Below are 21,361 nucleotides of genomic sequence, written 5' to 3' on the forward strand. Positions count from 1 at the left end.
CCTTGCGCAAACTCGATGAAATATTGACCTTCAACAAGCAATTTGTCGAAAACAAAGATTACGAACAGTACTTGACGACGAACCGGCCGCCGGAGAAGAAGGTCGTCATCGTCACCTGCATGGACGCCCGCATGACGGAGCTGCTCCCGAAGGCGATGAACATGAAGAACGGCGACGCCAAAATTATTAAAAACGCCGGAGCCATCATCACTTCCCCGTTCGGCAACATTATGCGGAGCGTGCTCGTCGCGCTGTACGAGCTGCACGCCAACGAAGTGTTTCTCGTCGGCCATCACGATTGCGGCATGACCGGCATCAATCCGGACGAGGTCGTCCGCCATATGGAGGCGCGGGGCATCCCGCAGCATGTCATCCATACGCTTCGCCACTCCGGCATCAACCTGTACCGTTGGCTGACCGGCTTCGACAGCGTGCGCGAGAGCGTCGAGAACAGCGTCGAGATCGTTCGCAACCATCCGCTGCTTCCACCGGGCACGCCGGTGCACGGCTTGATCATTCACCCCGACACGGGTGAGCTCGAAGTCGTCACGGACGGGTATCTGGCTCTCGAATCCCGCGGCTGAGCGCCTTGAGCCTCGCCGATTCGGCCCGGGCCAGGACGACCTCCTCCCGATCTCGCGTCAAATGGCGGTGAATCACCTCTTCGCCCGCTTCAAGCCCCGGCAGGTTCCATGTATAGCCAAGCTCCAGGCAGCGCTGCTTCGCGGCGCTCAGCAAGCGTTCGTCGCGAATCGGCAGGTCGATGTCCCGGTAACTCGCGTCCGGCTCGCCCCATTCGCGCGCGGTACGTCTTAACAGCTCGGCCAGCTCGCCGCCGTCGATGCCCAGCCGGTCGAACAGCTCGGGTTCCGCCTCGTCCGCCGCTTTGCCCATCAGCTTGATCGCTCCGGTCCAATTTCCCCGCCGGGAATGATACTGACATACCGCGATCCGGATGAGCACGAGCCAGCACGTGCGATACTCCGGCCATTCGTTCTCCTTCCAAAATTCTTCCATAATCTCGTGACACTCGAAATAATCCCGCGAACCGTAATATTCGGCCAAATAATCGATATAGGCCGGCGGATACTCGATGGCTCTCATCCTGCTTCTTCCTCTCTTCTTCCGCATCTTCCTTTCCTTTAGCATAACGCAATTCGGGCCGCTCGGCATCCCAGAATGTGACTGAAACCGCAAATGAACCCGACCGTAAGTAATAAAGTAAGACACTTACAACCACCTTCAGGAGGAACTGCACCATGTGGAAAAAGATGATGATCATGATGAGCCTGTTCGCCTTCACGATAGCCGTAACGGTACCGGCAGACTACGCCGACGCGAGACCCCGCTCGTTCAGCTCCGGCAAGAAATCGTTCAACAAGACGCCCGCCCAGTCCCAGGACGGCGTCAGCAAGAGCTCGACGACGAACTCGTCGTCCGGGACTTCCGCGGCGGGAACGGGGAATCGCGGATTTTTCAGCGGCGGCAGCTTCATGAAAGGGTTGATGATCGGCGGTCTGGCCGGCCTGCTGTTCGGCGGCATGTTCGGCACCGGGTTCTTCGCCAACATGCTGGGCCTGCTCGTCAACGTGCTCGCGCTGTTCGTCCTTTTCGTCGTCTTCCGCGCCGCGTATGACGCGTTCAAGCGCCGCAGGCAGAATCAGAACCCGCAGCAGCGCAGATGGTAACCGGTCATGCGCCTTACGATGGATCAGATCGTTAACGCCGTCTGCCTTAACATGGCCGAACGTCACGAGGTTCCGGTCGAATCGGTCGAAGTCGAGCTGCTGTACGACGAGGACAACGGCTTCAGCGCCGAAGTATGGGTACAGGGCCGCAGCCGGTTTCTGGTCGAGGCCAACCTGAAGGAAGCGATCATGCGCTACGTGCTGAACGAATACGGACAGCGGGTCTACCCTTCGCAGATCGAATTGGACGTCGAAGACGAGATGTGGGCGGATATCCGCGCTTAAGCCTCCCGAACAATTATCGATAGGTGAATGGTAATGGGCATCTATCTCCTTACGCTGCTATACGATCCTGAAATTTGAACCGGAAAACCCGACAACTCGTTGTAACCTGCGAATACCAGAAATCTCCGCCCTAGTAGCGCCGGGCGGAGATTTCGTCATTTCGGCCCCTGATTGATTCGGCGGAAGATCTACGGGGGCGCCGATATTCAAGACAGTGCATACGAGACCGCCTGCTCAGCCGCCTTCCGTCCCTGCTCGATGCAGTCGGGGATGCCCACGCCCTCGTAGCCGGCGCCGCATAGCCATAAGCCCGGCTTCTCGATTGCCAGCCTCGCCCGCAACTCCTTTAACCGGTCCCGGTGGCCGAGCGGGTATTGCGGCATCGAGCGATGGCAGCGGCTGATCTCGACGAACAGCGGCTCGGCGGTTATGCCCATCGTCGCTTGAAGATCCGCCCGGACGCCGGCGATCAGTTCCTCCTCCGACAGGTTCAACCATTCCTGGGCGTTCGCCCTGCCGACGTACGTTCGAAGCAAAACTTTGCCTGGTGGCGCGGCGTGGGGCCACTTCGACGACGACCAGGTGCACGCCGTGATCAGCCTGCCTTCCCGTTGCGGAACGACGAAGCCTGAGCCGTCCAGCGCGCCGGGGACGTCCGCCGCACGATAAGCCAGAGCGATGTTCGCCACGGAGGCGTACGCGATGCGGTTCAGCCACTGCGCTTCCGCAACGTCGGAGAGCAGCCGGGCCGTTTCCATCGCGGGCGTCGCCATAATCAGGCCGTCGGCCTGCAGCGCCGTACCGTCTTCGAGCTGCAGCCGGTAGCCGTCGGCTTCCTTCCCGATTGTCGCGATACCGGCTCCCTTCAGCTTCCGAACCATCGGCAGCGCCTGCTCCAGCCGTTCGACCAGCGTCGACAGGCCGCGATCGAACGTCAGGAACAGACTGTTCCTCGCGACTTTCGGCGTATCCGTCGCAGCCGCCGGCGCGCTCTTCTTGCCCGCCAGCATCCCGATCATAAGGCTGCGGTGCTCGCGCTCGATCTGGCGGAATTGCGGGAAGGTCGCCTGCAGGCTCAGCGACTGGGTGTCTCCGGCGTAGATGCCGGCCAGCAGCGGCTCCGTGATGTTGTCCAGCACCTCCTTGCCCAGCCGGCGCCGGATAAAGCCGCCCAAAGACTCGTCGCTCTCGTCCTTCCGGCGCGGCAGCAGCAAATCCATCGCGGCGCGAAGCTTGCCGAGCGGGGAGACGAGCCCCGTCTTGACGAAGGGAGTCAGCGCCGTAGGAATGCCGAGCACAAGCCCCAGCGGCATCTCGTGGAGCTTTCCCTTGTGCAGAATGTAGTTCTTTTTCGCTTGCGGGTCCGGATTGGTCGACGCCAGGCGCTCCTCCAGATGCAGCTCGCGAACGAGCTTCAGGACGGCCGGCTTGCGGGCCAGGAAGGAATCCGGCCCTTGCTCGATAATGAAGCCGTCGCGATACAGCGTCCGGATCTGCCCGCCGAGCCTTCCGCTTTTCTCCACAAGAACGATATCGGCCGCAGCGCCCCGTTCCGCAAGATATTTAACGGCATAAAATGCCGCGCTCATTCCTGTAATTCCTCCGCCTGCGACGACGATCTTTAACCGCCTGCCGTCCATCCTCAGCACCGCCCTTCTCCATCTGTCGCCGTCTCTTTGCCGCTGTACCGTTTAACCGGCTGTTTTTCGCCTTCTCTTCGCCGCGATCCCGCATCAACCGACCGGGCTTCGCTCCCGCCATTTCTTCGGAATATACGCGCAATACGGATCACTCTCCAACTCGTCCCCGGTCACGGCGTAAGCTCTGGCCCGGGAACCGCCGCACAGCTCCTTGAATTCGCATGCTCCGCACTTCCCCTTGAGCAGCGATTTGTCGCGCAGCCGCTGCAGCAGCGGAGAATTGCGGTAGATGTCCGGCAGCGGCGTCTCCCGGACGTTCCCGCAGGAGATCGGCAGGAACCCGCTCGGGTACACGTCTCCGATATGGCTGATGAAGACGAAGCCGTCCCCGTCGTTGACCCCTTTGTGCGCGCGCCCGAGCAGGTCGGCCCTTTTCGCCCCGGCTTGTTCCTGCCCCGCCCCCGCCCGCATCTTCTCCTGCATGAACACTCGGCGAAAATGCGGAGCCTCCGTCGCTTTCACACCGTATGGCATGCGCTGCTGAACGCGGAACAGCCACTTCATGACCTCTTCGTGCTGCTCCGGGGAGATCATGTCCTTCTCCATCCCGCGCCCGGTCGGAACGAGGAAGAAGACGCTCCACAGCACCGCGCCCATCTCCTTCACCTTCTCGGCCGTCGCTTCGAGATCGTGCAGATTGTACTGCGACACCGTCGTATTGATCTGGATCGGGATTTGCATTTCCTGCAAATATTCGATCCCTCTCATCGTCAGATCGTAGGAGCCCTTCGTCCCGCGAAAATGATCGTGGATTTCCGCCCGGGAGCCGTCCAGGCTGAACGCCCAGCGCGACAGTCCGACCTCCTTCGCCTTGCGGATCGCATCACGCGTCACTCTCGGGGTGGCGCTCGGCGTCATCGATACGGGGAGCTTCTTCTCCTCGATCGCATATCGGGCCAGCTCGAACAGATCCGGGCGCATCAGCGGATCTCCTCCGGTGAACACGAACAACGGATTGTCCATCTCCGCGATGCTGTCGATCAGCTTCTTGCCCTCTTCCAACGTCAGCTGGCGGGGATCGGCGCGATACTGCGCTTCGGCCCGGCAATGCAGGCATTTCAGCGCGCAGGCCCGGGTCACTTCCCAGATGACGATAAACGGATTTACGTTGTAATCTCTCTCTCGAACGATCGACGACATGACGTCGCCTCCTTTCGGACTGCTTCTCGCTTTCCTTAGCCTAGAGGAGTTTGCTTCCGCCAGCTGTGAGGCTCATCACATTCCCGCCTTCCTTTACAAGTTGTTACAGATTTGCGACAACCTCAAATACGTGTTCCCTGTCACATTTGCACGCTTGTCTTTCTTGTACGTTTAAGGTAAGCGGAGATCACAACACCCCCTGGCCAGGAGGAGCAAACCACGTTTCTGCCGCCGCTGTCGCTGTCGATGGAATCGACTTTTTTTTCAACACTGCATTGTGAATTAAATCACATTGAAAGGAATGATTCGCATGCGCAAACCTTGGATCACCTTAGTCGCGCTCGCCGTTGCCGCCCTGCTGATCCTGCCCGCCTGCCAGCGGCAGGACGCTTCCTCCAAGACGGTTCATGAAAACGCTGCAGCGAAAACGGCGGTTGCCCCCGTCGCCTCCGCTGCGGCGAATCGGATCAATCAGCCTCCGGTAGAGCCGATCGTCAAGAGAAACGGCAGCGTCGTGGAGATCGAGATGACGTCGCAGGTGACGGACATCGAGATCTCCAAAGGCGTCGTCTACAACGCCTGGACGTTTAACGGAACGGCGCCCGGTCCGGTCCTTCGGGTCAAAGAAGGAGATACGCTCAAATTCACCCTGAGAAATCTCGACCCTGACATTCCGCATTCGATGGACTTCCATGCCGTTCACGCGGCGCCGAGCAAGAAATTCATCAACGTCCTGCCCGACGAGCAAGGCACGTTCGAATACCCGGCCAACTCCCCCGGCGTATTCATGTACCACTGCGGCACCGCCCCCGTGCTTCAGCATATCGCCAACGGCATGTACGGCGTCATCATCGTCGAACCGGAAAACGGCTATCCGTCGGATGCGGAGATCGACCGGTCGTATACGATCGTGCAGAGCGAATGGTACGCTGAGAACGACATGGAAGCGATGCTGAACGCCGAACCTGAATACGTCGTGTTTAACGGCAACGACTACGGCTTGAAGGAAAAGCCGCTGCTGGCGAAGGTCGGAGATACGGTCCGGCTGTACGTCAACAACGTCGGCCCGAACGAAGTGTCGTCCTTCCACGTCGTCGGCACCATTCTGGATCGAGTGTACGTGGACGGCCACCCGGACAACTTGATGCATGGGCTGCAGACGATCATGCTTCCGGCCAGCGGCGGAGCGGTCGTCGAGTTCACCGTCACGGAAGAAGGCGATTACCCGATCGTCACCCACCAGTTCAACCACGCTTCCAAAGGCGCCGTCGCCATTCTTCGAGTCACCGCGGACGGCACGGACGACGGATCGGCGGCTATGGGCCACTAAACTCGCCGCGAACGCATAGAACGAACGATGAACAGAAACGGGGGAACGGATCTCCCCCGTTTCTGGTCGTTTATCCGAGTCTCCCGGTCTTTCCGACCGCTTCCTTCCGCCCGCTCCGCCGCGCGCCTTCAGTTAAACCTGATCTCGTACTCGCAGCAGTCGTCCCCGTTCACGTTGCACTTGATTTCCTTGACCGTAACCCGCTGTCCCGATATCCGCGTCAGCGCCCCTTCCATGATCGCGCCTTCCAGATCGCACACGAGCTTCTCCTCCAGCACCGGCAGACCTTTGCAGAAGCAATCCTCCACCGCCACCCGCACGATGCGATCGTCGCGATGGACAATGCTCGGAATGCCGATCTTTAACTTCCGGAACAAGGCCAACAGCTCTTCGAGAGAACGGACGGGGAGACTCTCTCCGATCTTCCTGCCAATCGTCAGCGTCGTGCCTCGTCCGCCCATCGGCAACCCCTGATACATGCCGATCAAACGAATCGTCCGGAACAGCTCCAGAGGAACCTGGTCCCCCAATTCCGCCCTGTCGATCTGCTGCATATCCTCATACGAAAATCCCTGCATCCGCCTGCGCCTCCCTTGGTTGCTCCCGCCTTCTCTTGGGGCTGTGATCAATGTCATCCTATCACACCGCCATTGTCCAAGGTGTGAGGGTCGTCACAGTCGCCCGGCTTCATTTGGATTAAAGTGAGAGAGAGCAAGACGACAAGGAGGCAGACATATGGTTATCAAGCTGGACGGCGATCCGATCATGGAGAAAATGAAGGAGCTCTGCGAGACGTTGCTCGGGCAAGAAGGCTACAAGGAATTGCGCGATTCGATCGACCATTTCGCTTCGGACGAATCGTCGCTGCAGCAGTATGAGCGCTTTATGGAGAAGCATCAGCATCTGCGGCACAAGGAGGACGCGGATATCGAGCTGACATCCGAGGAGATCGCCGATTACGAGCAGGAAGAGCGGGCGCTGTACGACAATTCCGTCATTCGCAAGTTTCTGTACGCCCAGCGCGAGTTCGGTCAGCTTCACGATAAGATCAGCCAATATTTCACAAAAACGGTCGAGCTCGACCGCCTCCCGGAGCCGGGAGACCTCAAGAAAGGCGACTGCGGCTGCGGCGGCAGCTGCGGAAGCGGCCACAGCCACTAGTAGAGCGCCCCCGAAGTAACGTAACCAAGATGTTGAAGAATCTGGGCTGACTCAGTCTTACTGAGTCGGGTTGGAGCATCGAATGGGACGTCAGAGTCGCTGCAACCGTGTTGAGTCGGGTTGGAGTAACGAATGGGACGTCAGAGTAGCTGCAACGGTGCTGTGTCGGGTTGGAGCTGCGAAAGGGGCGTCAGAGTAGCTGCAACCGCGCTGTGTCGGGTTGGAGCAGCGAAAGGACCGGTAGAGTCGCTGCAACCGCGCTGTGTCGGGTTGGAGCTGCGAAAGGGCCGGTAGAGTAGCTGCAACCGCGCTGTGTCGGGTTGGAGCATCGAATGAGCTGGTAAAGTAGCTGCAACCGCGCTGTGTCGGGTTGGAGTAACGAATGGGACGTCAGAGTAGCTGCAACCGCGCTGTGTCGGGTTGGAGCATCGAATGGGGCGTCAGAGTAGCTGCAGCCGCGCTGTGTCGGGTTGGAGCAGCGAATGGGGCGTCAGAGTAGCTGCAGCCACGCTGTGTCGGGTTGGAGAGTAAGATTGCATCGGCTTCGAGCGCAATCGCATTTTACTTCTGGAATGCTCTACTAGGGCGTGTCTAGCGAACGGACCCGGCTTCCGCCGCCCGCCCCCTATCGCATACGCAAGCCAGAAGGGCATGAATCTCTCCCGCAGCGGAGCGCATTCATGCCCTTCCTTATGTCTTGCCGAAGTCTTGCCGAAGTCTTGCCAATGTCCTGCAGCCCCTGCTACCCCTGCCTGCCCAGAGCGCGCGGAAACAGAACTTCGTCTTCGAGCGCGGCATGGAGGGCCAGATCCGTTTCCAGCTCCTGCAGCTTCTCGTAAGCCAGCTTATACGTCGGGCATGCCCACTCCGGCAGTTCGTAATCGTTCGTCACCGTCCGAAGCCGCGCCAGCGTCTCCTCGCAGGACTGATGATCGCTCTCCAGCGCGCGGATCATTCTCTCCGCTTGCCGCAGGCTCTCATAGGAAGGCTCCCGCTCCAGCTTGCCGATCAGCGGAAACATATCCTTCTCCTCCCGCGTCAGATGCAGCTCGAGCTCCCTGCGCACGTCGGAGACCAGCTTGCGCACTTCGCCCAGCTCCGGCTGATAGCTTCCATGGACGCTCTCGATCGTCCGCGCGTATTGGTCGATTTCGGGCAGCGCCTTGTACAAATACGCATGATGGACGTTCACGATATAATCGATCAGATCGCCCAAGCTTGCCTTTTCCCATCGTTGACTCGTTTTTTCGTTCACCGCAATCACCTCCGCAACCCGTTAATTCAAGTTACCCGGGACCGATTTCATCACTTTGCCTGTCTGCAGCGCTTGCATCGTGGTAACGGGCGGTCTGATGAGCTTCATCCGCGTCCCCTCCTTCTTTATTCGACATGATCGTTCCATAGCAGCCCCAGCGCCCGCTTCAGCTTCCTCTTCTCGTGCGGACAAGGCCGCTTGCCCGTTCTCATCCGGTACAGCGGGCAATGGTTGCCCTGGCATGCGGGACGGTAAAAGCACGCTCGGCATACCGCGTCCTGCTCTTCGCCCGAATCCGTCCATAACGCGATTTTGTCGCGATCCAGCCGCATCGTTCCGTCCCGCTCCAGCTGGCCGACCCGGTTCGCTTCGTCGTCCAGCGCCACGGAACATTTGTACAGGCTGCCGTCCGCTCCGACGACCATGGCGTTCGGCTTGGCCGCGTAGCAGACCGATCCTGCCGGCATGAGCGCGTCCGCAACCGCTCCGCTGATCGGCAGACCGGCCTGGCGGCCGTATTCGGCGAGCTCCCATAGATAGCGGTCGGACGCCGTCCTGTCGCAGACGGGCAGTTGGGCGTCCCGAGGGCCGCCCCACCGCCCGACAGGCCGAACCAGCAATCCGAAGCGACGATCCCCGCCCAGCAGATCGGACAATTCATTCAGCCACGCCTTCAACCCCGCAACGTTATCCTCGTCGAAGTTGACGCGAAGATCGACCGTATACTCTGCGTCCAAGGATCGCAGCTCTCTCAAATTGTCCATAATCGTCCGATAAGTCCCGCCGCCGCCGCGAAGCTTCCTTCTGCGGTCGTGAACGCCGGCTTCGCCGTCGACGGTGATCATGTATCGGCGAACTTGGCGTTCGATCAACGCGGCAAGCTTCTCCTTGGTCAGTCCGTATCCGTTGGTGGACATATCCGCCGAATACCGGGCGCCGCCTCGCCTGCAGCTGTCCATGAAGCTGTCGGACAATTCCACAATCGTATCGAACGCAAGCAGAGGCTCTCCCCCGAACCAGCTGACCAACAGATGGCTGACGCGCTCCGCCGCTTTCCGAACGTATGCCTTAAGCCCTTCGATGACGTCCCTTGTCATCGCACCGCGCTTAAACGTCTGATAGCAATACGCGCAGCGGAAGTTGCACGCCTCCGTCGGCATCAGGACAAGGTGCATCGTCCCCGCCGTCTTAAGCGCCTCGTGAAATTGCGAGGCCAGCCGCAGCTCGTCCGCGTCGGCCGGAACGAGAAAACCCGCGGCCAGCAATTCCCCGGCCAGCCCCTCCGCATCCTCCGGCGTCTCGATTACTCCGCTTAGCAAGCGGGCAACCTGGCCTTGCTCCTCGGAAGAGACGGCTGCCAGCGCTCCGGTATAGGAGTTGTACAGCATTCCCCCACCGCCTCGATCGCCTTCGACGCTTACGAATCGGGTATACCGCGAAGCTATCCAATGCCGCCGCTCGCCAACGCGGACCGTCATGCGGGGCTTGCCGCTTCCGCCAGCCCGCTCCGCTTCCTGCTCGACAAAGCCACCCCTCCCTTCCTTCGCGATGTACTCGGTCGCTAATGTACCATATCCGAAGACCGCCCGATGTGACGACGGTCACCCTCTGCGGCAATAGCCGCTTCCTCCCCGACCGAAGCTACACTTTGAACTTGCGAACCTTCTCCGTCAGTCCGGCCGATACCGCCTCCAGAGTGCCGGCTTGCGCCGCGATGCGATCGACGTAGCCCGACTGCTCGTGCGCAGACGCCGCCACCTGCTGGGACGACGCGGCCGTCTGCTGGATGAACTGAACGAATTCCGTCGTCGCTTCGACCACCTCCTCTATGAAGTTCGCGACGTATTGCGAAATTTGCTGCAGCTCCTTCACGCTCTGCTCCGTGCGAACGACTTGCTCCGTGATGGAAGCAAGCGCTTCTCCTCCTTCATGCATATAATCCGCCTGACGCTCGACCGCCTCCAGCGTATGCTCCATCGCGGATACCGTCTGCGCCGTTTCTTCCCGAATTTCGCCGACCATATCCGCGATCCGCTCCGCGGAAGCTTTGGACTGCTCGGCCAGCTTGCGCACCTCCCCGGCCACTACCGCGAAGCCTCTGCCCTGCTGTCCGGCCCTGGCCGCTTCGATAGCCGCATTGAGGGCGAGCAGGTTCGTCTGGTAAGAGATTTGCGAGATAACGGTCACGATGCCGCCGATCTCCTCGGATCGTCCGCCCAGCGCGCGGATCGAACCAGCGGACTGCTTCACGGATTCCGTCACCGCGCGAAGATGCTCGACCGCTTCGCGAATAGCGGCTTCGCCGCGTCTCGCCTCGCCCGTGGACCGCACCGCCGCCGAGGCGGCCGAGCCGGCTTTGAGATTCCCGTTCGCGATCTCCCGCTTGGCGCGCTCCACCAGCTCGATCACCGAGCCGGCGCGCTCGACCTGCCGCATCGCCCCGGCCGCCACCTCGTCCACGGCCAGCGAAATCTGACGGGACGCCTCGCCCGTCCGCGCAGCCGTCTGCGTCAGTTCGCGGCTCGCTTCGGTTAATTGGTCGGACGTACGCATCATCCCTTGGGCCAGAGAGGACAAGTCGCCGACCATGCTCCCGAAGCTCTTGAACAGCTGTCCGGCTTCGTCCCGGCTCTTGATCTCTCCCGACATCGCGGTGAAGTCGCCTCCGGCGACGCGGCGAACTTCCTCGTTCACGATTTTGAGCGGCGCGATCGTCCTTCGAACGAACAGAATCGTGATCGCCGCGGCGACGAAGGGCAGCAGCAAGCAGATCAGCATCGTATCCCCGATCATCGTCCATGTCCGCTCGGCCAAAATCCCGGCGTCGAAATCGATCGCATTCAGCGCGATAAGCTCCCCGCTTGGGTCGTTATTCTCGAAGATCGGCGCGTAGCCGGTTATTCTCTTGCTGCCGGCGAATTCGTACACGCCGGAGTAGGCCGGATGCTTCATCGTACGAATCATATCAAGCGCTTCCGAATCCAGATAATAAGAATCTCCCGCCTTCACTCCCTGGGCCTGAAGCGAAGCATCCGCTGCCAGCACTGTGCCGTCCAGAGACAGGACGTATTGGTTCTTGAAGATTGGTTTCTGCGCGATCGTCCAGCTGATATCGCGCTGGACTTGGTCCAGGGGAGAATCGTCGCCGGAGGCCAGCTTCCGGATTGCCCCGGGGTCGAGAATGCCGATCGTAATGTTCGCGCAGCCGGTCAACTCCACGCCCGCCGCGGCCTTGACCTGATTGTAGCTGTTCCAGTAGCTGACGAAGATGACGATGGCAGAACTGACGAGGACGATGGACAGGACGATAGCGGTCATTTTCCCAGTGATCCCGGCTTTCATGATTCCCTCCAATAAATGGACTGTATGGTGACCGCTAGATTATAGCAGAAAATGGTATTTCGGTTAGTGAGGAAGATCACTCGCTTGAGCGGGCTGCGGCATTGTGCGGATTTCGAAAATAAAATCGTCGACTTTGTGATTTTTATCACTTTACCGAAACAATATGTTGTATTACTATTCTTTTCATCGCCTATATATAGTGTCATTGGAACCAAGGAGGTGAGCCAGCGCTTATTTTCATGAAGGAGGGACTTGGGGATGCTCGCTTTCTATCCCGGATTTACTCGCACGTTCGACGATTTGCCTGGGCGCGTGTCTTTGCTTATCCACAGCTGGAACGGCTGCAATATGCGCTGCTTCGGCTGTCACAATTACGACGAGCTGATCGCCGCCAAACCGGACGCGAGCCGGCTGACCGCCGCTCAGGCCGTCGAACGCATTCGGGCGAGCGCCGGGCTGTTCGACGCCCTGCTCGTCAGCGGAGGGGAATTTCTCGTCAACCGTACCGCCGATATGGCCGATTTCTTCAGCCAAGTGCGCGACGCGTTCGACGGTACCGTTATCGTGTACACGAACGGCACTTATCCGCACAAATTGCGGATGCTGCTCGATCTTAGACTGATTGACGGCGTACATATCGATATGAAGCTTCCCTATCATCTGCTGGACCCCGTCGAAGACTCCGACGTCTATGAAGCGATTATCGGAACGGCGCCTTCCCGCCGAATGCACCGGGACATGCTCGAGTCCGTGGAAGCCGTCATCCGGCACAACGGCGAAGCCAGCCAGGTGCGAACCGTGCGATACCCGCTGCTGAGCGACGAATACTTCGAGGAGATCCGCGCTTACGTGAACGAATTGAACGCCAAGCACGACAGTCGCGTTCCCTACTTTCTGAATCCGTATTATCCTCCGCAAGCCGCGCGGGGGCACTCACACTTTTGAATGGAGGATTCGCCATGTTCAACCGTACAGAAGAAATCATCGAGACGTTCACTTCCCCGTCGGAAACGAAGCAAGCCGATTATTTGAAACGGGAAAACAGCAACTTCGTCTACTCCCTGCCGCTGCTCCGGCACAATCTGACCAACTTCTCGGAGGAGCGCTATCTTCTGGACAACGTGCTGCCGGCCGCGCTGACCGAGCTGTACAGAGACGGCGTCGTCTACATTCACGACAAGCAGCTCAGCCCTTACTGCCTGAGCGTGTCTTGCAAGGACATCGCGACCAAGGGCATTCCCACGCTGGCCAAAAACATGATGAGCTCGAAGCCGACCCGCAAGCTGGACACGCTGCTTCGGCATTTCAGCAACGTCGTCGTGCTCATGTCCCAGCAGGTGTCCGGAGCGGTCATGCTGTCGCAGATGACGACGATCTCGGCCTCTTATCTGTACGCGGAGGAACGCATACATGGCCGCAGCTTCACGGACGACGAGCTGACGCAATTATTCCAGAGCCTGATCTGGGAGATGAATATGCCGCTGCGCGGCGGCTCCCAATCGGCGTTCACCAACATTACGCTCGAATTCGGCAAGCCGTCCGACGAGATCAAGGACGAGCTCGTGATCATCGGCGGAGCGCCGCTCGACATCTCCTATCGCGACATCCCCGCCTCCTACTTCGACCGGATCAACAGCGCCGTCATCGAAGTGATGAAGGAGGGAACGGGCAACGGCATTCCGTTCACCTTCCCGCTGCTGACCGTGCCGATCGACGACGATTTCGACTACGGCAACCGCCTGTTTCTGGAGCTGCTCGACGGGATGTACCGCTGGGGCGGCGTCTACTTCGAGAACTTCCGCACCGCTCCGTTCCGGGATGAACGCTATACCCGGCTGAATCCCTACTTGAAGCCGCGCGATCCGGAAGCGAGCCGCAGCCTGTGCTGCAGGCTGCAGATCGATTTGAACGTGCTGTCCCGGGTCGGCAGCGGCATCTTCGGCAGCTCGACCGGCTCGACCGGCGCGGTGCAGGTGCTGAACTTGAATCTGAACAGAATGCTGCTCGAATACGGCCATGACGAAAAAGCGCTGTTCTCCAAAATCGCCGAGATTCTGAACGTCATGCAGGAAGGCCATATGGCGAAGCGAAAATGGATCGAACGCAACAAGGAGCTGTATCCGACCTTCTTCGCGTTTAACCGCGACTTGTCCAATTATTTCAACGTGTTCGGCGTGGCGGGCATGCACGAAGGACTGATCAACGCCGGATATGCGGGAGGAATGAACAACGAGGCGGGCAAACTTCTGGCTCATCGGATCATGCAGTTTATGACGGAACAGATTAACGAATTTATCGTGAGAGACCGCGTCGCCTGCGGCATCGAATATGCGCCCGGCGAGAACGCGGCGATCAAGCTGGCCCGCCACGACGTCAAATGGGCGCGGAGCCGGAGCCGCGACATCTTCGTGCAGGGCTCGGGGGACCACGTCTACTTGACGTCCGGCTGCATGCTGCCCTTCAGCGAAGACGACTTCGTCCGGCAGATCGAGAACAGCGCGGAATTTCAAGCTTACGCCACTTCGGGAAGCATTCTGCACCACTTCCTGGAAAGCAAAGTGCCGCCCGAGCGGCTCGCGGACTATTTGCGAAAAATCTTCGACAAACCGATCCAGTACATCACCTTGACGCCGACTTTGACGAGCTGCCTCTCCTGCAATCAGCAGATCGTCGCCGACGACGGAAGGAACGTCGAGCTCTGCCCGGTATGCGGCAGCGACGATCTTGCGACCTACAGCCGGGTCATCGGCTACGTTAAAATGATCGCCCGCAAGAAGATCCAGGTCGACGAAGAAGGCTGCTACACGGGACAGTTCAACTTCTGGAGCAAGGCCAGACGCTTCGATTGGAATACGCGCAAACGGTTAAAGGAAGAAACGCTTCGGACGCAAAAGGAAGAAACGCTCCAGCTGCAATAAACAGCCGCATAAAAAAGAAACCCGATCTCGCCAACGTACGTACCGGCGGGATCGGGCTTCTTCTTTATTGATGGAAAAGAAAAACGGTCAACAACAAAAATTGCAGCGCCCCGACGATCTCCATAATGCCGACCTTGGCCGGTCTCATCGTTTGGCCGGCGTATACGAACGCTCGCAATGCCGGGAAGACGAACGGAATCGTCATCAGCGGGTAACCCATCGTCCATGGAAACGCAAGAGCCAGCACATGGTAGATTTTCGCGTATGCGATCCATCGGGCATTCAGCCTCTCCCTGAACACGGTCTTGACGAAGAACGCCGTTCCCATGAAATAGGCGAAATTAAGCGCCACGAGCGCGGCCATCTCGGCGCCCCATTCCCCGCCGCCGGCCAAGTAAGCCGCAGCGGCGGCAAGCGAGAAGCTGACGATGGCGCACAGGTCGTTCAGCAGCGCCCGCTCCGACTTCCGCTTCGAATGCCAGACGTTCACCGCGAGCAGCGCGGCCAGCGGAATTCCGAAGTAAGCCAGCTCCGGCCGGTCGATCAGCGGCGGGATCAGGCACGCCAGCGCGCCGAGCGCGTATCCCGCTCCCCATTTCAGCATATAAGCCCGGTTCGCCGCTCTCTTCACGGCTTGCAGGAGCGGATACGAAGCCAAATATAAGAGCAGCCATCCGGCGAACAGCGGCAAATGAATCCATTGCGGAGTTCCGGCCGCCATGCCGACCAGGAACGGCACGCTGACCATCGCCCATCCGCCGTGTTCGTGAGGGATCACCAGTTTTTTCTTCTTTTTCATCGTCACTCCCCCGTTACCGGTCTGCCGCCTCCTGCGACTCGAGCGCAAGCAGACTTTCGTATTGCTCCGGCGTATTCAGATTCAGAATAAACCGCGGATCGATGCCCCGGCGCAGGAACTCGGCCTCCGCCGCCTTCTCGCAGCGGATCGCGTCCAGAAACCCGCCGACCCGGAACTGTCCTCGGCTGAACAGATACGGTATCCGTTCGACGCAGCTTTTGTCGTACACGCCGTGGAACGGATACATTCGTTCGTTGAAGTACGGAACCGCCGCTTCGCTGCCTGTGTCCGTCTTGATCTCCAGCAGCGATCGGGCGGCCTGCGGAGACAAGAACGGCATATCGCAAGCGACGATCCAGACGTTCATATGGCTCGAGAGCGACAACGCGGCGTGAATTCCGCCGAGCGGCCCTTTATCGGGATAGAAGTCGGTAATGATTCTAACCTCGTTGTCCACGAGCGGAAGGAACGTCCTCGGCTCGTTCGTGACCAGTATAATCTCCGAGCATATTTTCCTCAACTCATTCAGTTGCCGGTGAATCAACTTCTCTCCGCGGAACGGCAGCAGCGCCTTATGGGGGCCGCCCATTCTCCGGCTTCTTCCTCCGGCCAGAATCACGCCGGAGAGGCAAACGTTCTTGTCAATCGGCAGTCGATCGGTCGTATCCACATCGCATTCCTCCGGATTCGCATGGAATAATCGCGCTTCTCCCCGCTATCCCATTATCGTCCTCGCCGATCGACTTCCTCTATGACATAACTCACAGCCATTCCGGCCAAAATTCATTAATATGTTGAAAACCGATCCCAATGATGGATACATCTTGCTGGGATTTCCGATACAATTAAGACTGTATAGATCCGATATACGAGGAGGATGTCCATGAGCAAGGATAAAGCGTCCGCTTTCCTGCATCAGGTCCCGTTGTTCCACGATTTGAACCCCCAGGAGATGGCGCGGGTCGAGGAAATTACGATCTCCCGTTCCATCTCGAGAAGATCCGTCATTTTTACCGAAGGCAGCGAGAAAGAGGCCGTCTACTTCATCAAGAACGGTTTGGTGAAAACCTATAAAACGGACGAGAACGGTCACGAGCAGATCGTTTCCTTCCTGAAAACCGGCGACATGTTCCCGCATACCGGCTTCTTCAACCAGAATCCGTACCCGGCCACGGCCGAAGCGATCGTCGACACGCAGCTGCTGGCGATTCCCGTCAAAGTATTCGAACGGCTGATGATGAATACCCCGTCGATCGCGATCAAGATGATGCGCGTGATGGGCGACAAAATCCGGGAGCTGCAGGAGAAGCTGCAGGTGCTCTCCGGCCAGGACGTCAAGCACCGGGTGCTGTCGTTCCTGCTCCAGCTCGCGGAACATCACGGGGACGTTAAGGACAACAAAATTACGATCAATCTGCCGATGACCCACCAAGAGATCGCCAACTCTATCGGAACGACGAGAGAGACGATCAACCGGCTGCTCAGTCAGTTCAACAAAGACGAACTGCTCGAAGTCGATCGCAGCCGGATCGTCATCATCGATCTGGAAGCGTTAAAGCAGCAGAAGGAAATCCGGTAACCCGAACCGCGATTACAGCCGGCCTTCTTCGACCCGCGGGAACAGCACGTTGTTCTCCAGATGGATATGCTCGAACAGATCCGCTTCCAGCTCGACCAGCTTGCCGAACGCCAGCGTATACGTCGTGCAAGCTTCCGGCGGCAGAGCGTAACCGTCCGTCGCCTCTCTCATTTCCTTCAAATAGTCGCCGACGACGCTGTGGTCCTTCTCCAGGTCGTCCAGCCCCGCGACCGCCTTCTCCCTCGCCTCCGCGCTCGGCTCGGCCGCGTAGCTCTTCAGCAGCGGGAAGAGCGCTTCTTCTTCGGCGATCAGATGCTGGTCCAGCTCGATTTTCATTTGATGAAACCGTCTATGCAGCGAGGAAAGCTCGGGATGTCCTGCTCCGTGGACGCGAAGCACCTTCGTCAACAGCTCGCTGATGTGCGGCAGCTCCTTCTTCACATAGCCGTGATGCCTGGCGACGATATGATCGATCAGATCCGCGATCGGCGCCGTCTTCCAATCGGCCTCTCCCGCTTCGGCCTTGGCGATCGCTTCCGCGTATCCCGCGTTCAGACGGCTTACAAGCTCCTCCAAGTTCAACCCTTGGCCAAGGGCGGCTTCGGACAACGGCCGATCCCCGCCGCAGCAGAAGTCGATTTTCGCCTCCTTGAACAGATGGCTTGCTCCCGGGTAATCGGCCACGATGTTGCCGATTTTCTCTTCTCCATTAAATCTTTGGCTCATATCCGATCCTTCCTTTCGTTTTTTTCTGTAGGTTCACCCCCAGTATAAGCGCAGCGGAATGTCCAGCCTGTGATGTAGAACACACTTTATTTGCCCATAAGGCCGAAGATGTGAGGTGAATCACACTTGACGTTTCGTTCCCCTGTTATACTTGCTCCAACGTATCCTGGAGGTGGCTCACGTGATTACCGCGCCAAGGCAAGCCGACTGCAATCCGATCCGCAACTCGTCCCTCTTTTCCGGCGATAATCTGCAGAAACTGCAACAAATTATGTACTTCCAGAATCTGAATTCGAACGTCAACGTCTTCCGCGAAGGAGACGCCGCCGGCAGCCTGTATTTCATTCAATCGGGCAAAGTCAAATTGACGAAGCTGTCGGAGGAAGGCAAGGAATACATTATGTCCCTGTTCCATGGAGGGGATTTCTTCGGTCAGCTCGACGCCTCGTCCAGATCGGTCCACCAATTCACCGCCACGACGATCGAGAAGTGCGTCGTCGGCGTGTTTCAGCGAAGCGACTTGGAAGTGCTGCTCTGGCAGCATGGCGACTTGGCGATCGAATTCGTCAATTGGATGAGCTTCATGCATCGGTTGACCCAGACGAAATTCCGCGATCTGGTCATGCTGGGCAAACCGGGCGCCCTCTGCTCCACCCTGATCCGTCTGTCCAACACATACGGACGCCAGGACGAGAAGGGCATCCACATTACAATGAAGCTGACGAACGCCGAATTGGCCGACCACATCGGCTGCGCGCGGGAGAGCGTCAACCGGATGCTCGGCGAGCTGCGCAGAGCGGGGGCCATCTCCATGAACGACGGAATGATCACCGTTACGGATTTGTCCTATCTGCAGTCGGTATGCCGGTGCGAATTGTGTCCCAAGGACCTGTGCCGCATGTAATTCGCGCCCGGCGAATCTCCTGAAAGTTCATGTTTCCGTTTGAATCAAAAATAGCGTAACGATTCGGACAGGTGTGATGCGCATTACATCCCCGTCTGTTTCGCTGCGCTAAAATAATGGAAACATTTTACTTTTGGGAGGCATATCAAGTGAATACGAAGTCGTTGGCGCTTTGCACCGTGCTCGTTACGTACATACTGATTGTGTTCGGGGGTTACGTCGCATCGTCGGAATCGGGCATGGGCTGCGGTCCGGATTGGCCCTTGTGCAACGGCGTTCTCGTTCCCGTTCTGCGCGGAGAGACGCTGGTCGAATACGCGCACCGGGTCGTCGGCGCCGTTCTGGCCGTCCTGAATCTGATGTTGTGGTACAAAATCGTCAAAAAAACCGATCAAGCCGGTCCCGTGCGAGCCGCGGCCAACTGGTCGCTCGCGCTGCTCGTCCTGCAAATTCTGTTCGGAGCGCTTGTCGTCGTGCTCGATTTGCCTTCGATCGTCATTTCCGCCCATCTGCTGATCGCCATGGCTTATCTTGCGCTCGTTATGCTCGTATGGCGGACGGTCGATCGGCCTCTCGACGTTTACGCGCCCGTCGACCGGCGGAACAGGACTTACATTCGGCACGTTCATGCGATACTCGGGCTCATGCTGCTGACGATAGCCGTCGGCGCCTACACGAAACACGAAACCTACGGACTCGCCTGCGGCTGGCTGGAATGCGGCGAGAGCTGGCTTCCCGAATCCCTTCCGCAAACGGTGCAGACGATCCATCGGATCGCCGCAGCCGCCGCGGTTGCGTATATCGGGTTATTGGCGTTCCGGGTGATGGTCCGCAACGAGCCGTCCGGCTTGAAAATCCGGATGCTGGCTTGCGCCGCGCTGGCCGCCGCGCAGATCGCTGCCGGGATATTGACCGTCCTGTATGAGCTGGACATCGCCTGGGCGGTAATCCACCTGGCGATTGCGACGGCCCTGTTCGCTTGTCTCGTCGAGGTGCGAATTTGGCTGAAATTGCACGGCTCCGACGAATAGTCGTCCGAGCGGCGAGGCTGTCCCATAAGCAGAGTTGCTTGAGATGATCGATATATAAAGAAGGGGTATGTGTCTTCCGGAGACTGCCTCATACGCTCCTGAAATTACCTAATCACGGGTTTACCTGTTCAAATTTCAGGAGTGTATAGCATCGGAGGGAGATACATACCCCTTTCACCTTTATCATCGATTATCTTTCACAGCAACTTGCTTGGCTTATGGGACAGCCTCGGTTGCGAAGCTATGCCGAGCCGTTCCTGCGTCGATACAGCACATAGCTTCTTCTTAAATAGCCCAAAGGCAAGCTGAACACGTGAACAAGCCGCGTAAACGGAAAGACAAGGTACAGAACAAACGTCGTCAAAATGTGGATCTTGAATCCGATCGGGACCGTCTCCATCAGCGCGGGATCCGGTTGCAGCACCAGCACTCCCCGCAGCCAAGGGTTGATCGTCGTTCGGTAATCGAAGTCCCCGTGGCTCAGGGAGTTCCCCGCCGTTGCCGCCAGTCCCGTGAACAGGACGACGACGAGAACGAGGAGCGCCACCCGGTCGCCCGCGCTGCTCGTCGCGCGAATGCGGGCGTCGGCATATCTGCGGTACAGCAGAATGAGCGAGCCGACGAACGCGGCGATGCCCGCGGGCATCCCGCCGGCTATCGCCGCAAGGTGATACAGCTCGTCGCTGATCCCCAGCCACCGATACACTTCCACAGGAACGAGCAGCCCGGCGATATGTCCGCAGAACACGGCCAGGATGCCGTAATGAAACAGCAGACTTCCCCATTTCAGCTTGCGCTTCTCCAGCATTTCGCTGGATTTGGACGTCCAGCTGAACGGGTTGGTCGCATACCGCCAGATCAACCCGGCGATAAAGAGCGTCAGCACCACGTACGGCAAGGCGCCCCACAGCAATACCTCCATCGCTTAATCTCCTCCTCTCGCCGATAATATCGCTTCTTCATGCGCTTCGTTCGGAGGCTTCGCGGGAACGATCCGCAACAGCAATTCCATTAACGGCGCATACGGGCTGTTCGCTTGCTCCAGCTTGCGGCGAATCGATTCCAGCGCCGTCGTTCTGGCTCCCAGCAGCGCCCCGGACGACTCCCAGGGAGCGGCCGAAGCGAATTCCAGCATAAGCGGAAGGTAATCGGGAAGCTCTCCCCCCGCCAGCTCGAAGCCTGCGGCGGCATATTGCCGCTTCAATTCCAGCAGCGCCGGCCCCCGATCGCGCTCTTCTCCATGCTGCTCGTAGGTTAAATACAGGTTGGACGTCTTGCCGAAGTCGAACGTTCGCACATAGCCGTCCTGCCACCGCATATCGTCAGACTCCTCCGCCAGTCGAAGAAAGGCGGCAAGAGTTGCGGCGGCATCCGGGTCCGGGAGGGCTTCCGCTTCCTCCCGGAACGCCGGAAGCCGCTCCCTCCAATCCCGGTCGGGGTATTGAAGCAGATAAGCCAGAAGCCAGCAGGTCGTCTGGGTCGTCTCGATATCCATCCGCAGCT

General features: G+C 58.8%; 22 protein-coding genes. 10 read left to right on the forward strand and 12 right to left on the reverse strand.

All coding sequences use genetic code 11. The features are described from left to right. Positions 1-2 precede the first annotated feature (2 nt). Positions 3-584 (forward strand): beta-class carbonic anhydrase, encoded by a 582-nt coding sequence (locus B0G52_RS05940; protein WP_094042614.1) that lies wholly within the window; start codon positions 3-5, stop codon positions 582-584. Here B0G52_RS05940 and B0G52_RS05945 read toward each other — a convergent pair. Then, positions 547-1,104 carry a DUF309 domain-containing protein gene (locus B0G52_RS05945; protein WP_158223602.1) on the reverse strand — a complete coding sequence of 186 codons (558 nt, stop codon included), beginning with the start codon at positions 1,102-1,104 and terminating at the stop codon, positions 547-549. The genes B0G52_RS05940 and B0G52_RS05945 overlap by 38 nt on opposite strands. A 155-nt stretch (positions 1,105-1,259) precedes the next feature. Here B0G52_RS05945 and B0G52_RS05950 point away from each other — a divergent pair, with 155 nt between their 5' ends. Both B0G52_RS05950 and B0G52_RS05955 read left to right on the forward strand, forming a co-directional pair. Continuing rightward, a complete protein-coding gene (locus B0G52_RS05950) occupies positions 1,260-1,688 on the forward strand; it encodes a hypothetical protein (protein WP_094042616.1) in 429 nt (142 codons plus the stop codon). Positions 1,689-1,694: 6 nt separating this feature from the next. Beyond that, positions 1,695-1,973 (forward strand): DUF2653 family protein, encoded by a 279-nt coding sequence (locus tag B0G52_RS05955; protein ID WP_094042617.1) that lies wholly within the window; start codon positions 1,695-1,697, stop codon positions 1,971-1,973. A 206-nt stretch (positions 1,974-2,179) separates the two neighbouring features. Here the strand turns inward: B0G52_RS05955 and hemG are convergent, their stop codons facing one another. Together hemG and B0G52_RS05965 are read right to left on the reverse strand one after the other, a co-directional pair. Further along, a complete protein-coding gene (gene hemG, locus B0G52_RS05960; RefSeq protein ID WP_094042618.1) occupies positions 2,180-3,613 on the reverse strand; it encodes a protoporphyrinogen oxidase in 1,434 nt (477 codons plus the stop codon). Between the two features lie 93 nt (positions 3,614-3,706). Continuing rightward, entirely contained in the window at positions 3,707-4,813 is a 1,107-nt protein-coding gene (locus B0G52_RS05965) for a TIGR04053 family radical SAM/SPASM domain-containing protein (protein WP_094042619.1), read from the reverse strand. 310 nt (positions 4,814-5,123) lie between these two features. Here B0G52_RS05965 and B0G52_RS05970 point away from each other — a divergent pair, with 310 nt between their 5' ends. Further along, the gene (locus tag B0G52_RS05970) at positions 5,124-6,143 is read left to right on the forward strand and encodes a multicopper oxidase domain-containing protein (RefSeq protein WP_094042620.1); all 1,020 of its coding nucleotides are present in this window, start codon (positions 5,124-5,126) and stop codon (positions 6,141-6,143) included. 128 nt (positions 6,144-6,271) lie between these two features. Here B0G52_RS05970 and B0G52_RS05975 read toward each other — a convergent pair whose 3' ends face one another. Further along, the gene (locus tag B0G52_RS05975; RefSeq protein WP_094042621.1) at positions 6,272-6,721 is read right to left on the reverse strand and encodes a V4R domain-containing protein; all 450 of its coding nucleotides are present in this window, start codon (positions 6,719-6,721) and stop codon (positions 6,272-6,274) included. A gap of 157 nt (positions 6,722-6,878) precedes the next feature. On the opposite strand from B0G52_RS05975, the gene B0G52_RS05980 reads away from it, so the two are divergent. Next, entirely contained in the window at positions 6,879-7,304 is a 426-nt protein-coding gene (locus B0G52_RS05980) for a YlbF/YmcA family competence regulator (protein ID WP_094042622.1), read from the forward strand. Positions 7,305-8,046: 742 nt separating this feature from the next. Here the strand turns inward: B0G52_RS05980 and B0G52_RS05985 are convergent. The 3 genes from B0G52_RS05985 to B0G52_RS05995 all read right to left on the reverse strand — a co-directional run bounded on the left by B0G52_RS05985 (position 8,047) and on the right by B0G52_RS05995 (position 11,901). Then, the gene (locus B0G52_RS05985) at positions 8,047-8,559 is read right to left on the reverse strand and encodes a hemerythrin domain-containing protein (RefSeq protein ID WP_158223603.1); all 513 of its coding nucleotides are present in this window, start codon (positions 8,557-8,559) and stop codon (positions 8,047-8,049) included. A 125-nt stretch (positions 8,560-8,684) separates the two neighbouring features. Continuing rightward, a complete protein-coding gene (locus tag B0G52_RS05990) occupies positions 8,685-10,037 on the reverse strand; it encodes a radical SAM/SPASM domain-containing protein (RefSeq protein ID WP_233162411.1) in 1,353 nt (450 codons plus the stop codon). Between the two features lie 163 nt (positions 10,038-10,200). Further along, a complete protein-coding gene (locus tag B0G52_RS05995; protein ID WP_094042625.1) occupies positions 10,201-11,901 on the reverse strand; it encodes a methyl-accepting chemotaxis protein in 1,701 nt (566 codons plus the stop codon). Between the two features lie 258 nt (positions 11,902-12,159). On the opposite strand from B0G52_RS05995, the gene B0G52_RS06000 reads away from it, so the two are divergent. After that, positions 12,160-12,846, forward strand: coding sequence for a radical SAM protein (locus B0G52_RS06000; protein WP_094042626.1), 687 nt, complete (start codon positions 12,160-12,162; stop codon positions 12,844-12,846). A gap of 14 nt (positions 12,847-12,860) precedes the next feature. Next, positions 12,861-14,819: an anaerobic ribonucleoside-triphosphate reductase gene (gene nrdD / locus B0G52_RS06005; RefSeq protein ID WP_094042627.1), complete on the forward strand. Its 1,959-nt coding sequence runs from the start codon at positions 12,861-12,863 to the stop codon at positions 14,817-14,819. Between the two features lie 64 nt (positions 14,820-14,883). On the opposite strand, the gene B0G52_RS06010 is transcribed toward nrdD, so the two are convergent. Both B0G52_RS06010 and mobA read right to left on the reverse strand, forming a co-directional pair. Beyond that, complete coding sequence (locus tag B0G52_RS06010) at positions 14,884-15,618, reverse strand: YwiC-like family protein (RefSeq protein ID WP_094042628.1); 735 nt, start codon at positions 15,616-15,618, stop codon at positions 14,884-14,886. Positions 15,619-15,631: 13 nt separating this feature from the next. After that, complete coding sequence (gene mobA / locus B0G52_RS06015; RefSeq protein ID WP_094042629.1) at positions 15,632-16,288, reverse strand: molybdenum cofactor guanylyltransferase; 657 nt, start codon at positions 16,286-16,288, stop codon at positions 15,632-15,634. 213 nt (positions 16,289-16,501) lie between these two features. On the opposite strand from mobA, the gene B0G52_RS06020 reads away from it, so the two are divergent. Beyond that, a complete protein-coding gene (locus B0G52_RS06020; RefSeq protein WP_094042630.1) occupies positions 16,502-17,197 on the forward strand; it encodes a Crp/Fnr family transcriptional regulator in 696 nt (231 codons plus the stop codon). Positions 17,198-17,209: 12 nt separating this feature from the next. Here the strand turns inward: B0G52_RS06020 and ric are convergent, their stop codons facing one another. After that, a complete protein-coding gene (gene ric / locus B0G52_RS06025; protein WP_094042631.1) occupies positions 17,210-17,923 on the reverse strand; it encodes an iron-sulfur cluster repair di-iron protein in 714 nt (237 codons plus the stop codon). 181 nt (positions 17,924-18,104) lie between these two features. On the opposite strand from ric, the gene B0G52_RS06030 reads away from it, so the two are divergent. Together B0G52_RS06030 and B0G52_RS06035 are read left to right on the forward strand one after the other, a co-directional pair. Next, a complete protein-coding gene (locus B0G52_RS06030) occupies positions 18,105-18,827 on the forward strand; it encodes a Crp/Fnr family transcriptional regulator (protein ID WP_233162414.1) in 723 nt (240 codons plus the stop codon). Between the two features lie 149 nt (positions 18,828-18,976). Next, complete coding sequence (locus B0G52_RS06035; protein WP_158223604.1) at positions 18,977-19,858, forward strand: COX15/CtaA family protein; 882 nt, start codon at positions 18,977-18,979, stop codon at positions 19,856-19,858. A 241-nt stretch (positions 19,859-20,099) separates the two neighbouring features. Here the strand turns inward: B0G52_RS06035 and narI are convergent, their stop codons facing one another. Both narI and narJ read right to left on the reverse strand, forming a co-directional pair. Next, entirely contained in the window at positions 20,100-20,780 is a 681-nt protein-coding gene (gene narI, locus B0G52_RS06040) for a respiratory nitrate reductase subunit gamma (RefSeq protein ID WP_094042633.1), read from the reverse strand. A 3-nt stretch (positions 20,781-20,783) separates the two neighbouring features. Beyond that, positions 20,784-21,353 (reverse strand): nitrate reductase molybdenum cofactor assembly chaperone, encoded by a 570-nt coding sequence (narJ, locus tag B0G52_RS06045; RefSeq protein ID WP_094042634.1) that lies wholly within the window; start codon positions 21,351-21,353, stop codon positions 20,784-20,786. Positions 21,354-21,361: the final 8 nt, after the last annotated feature.

This window comes from Cohnella sp. SGD-V74 (genome assembly GCF_003001675.1).
Taxonomy (GTDB): domain Bacteria; phylum Bacillota; class Bacilli; order Paenibacillales; family Paenibacillaceae; genus Cohnella.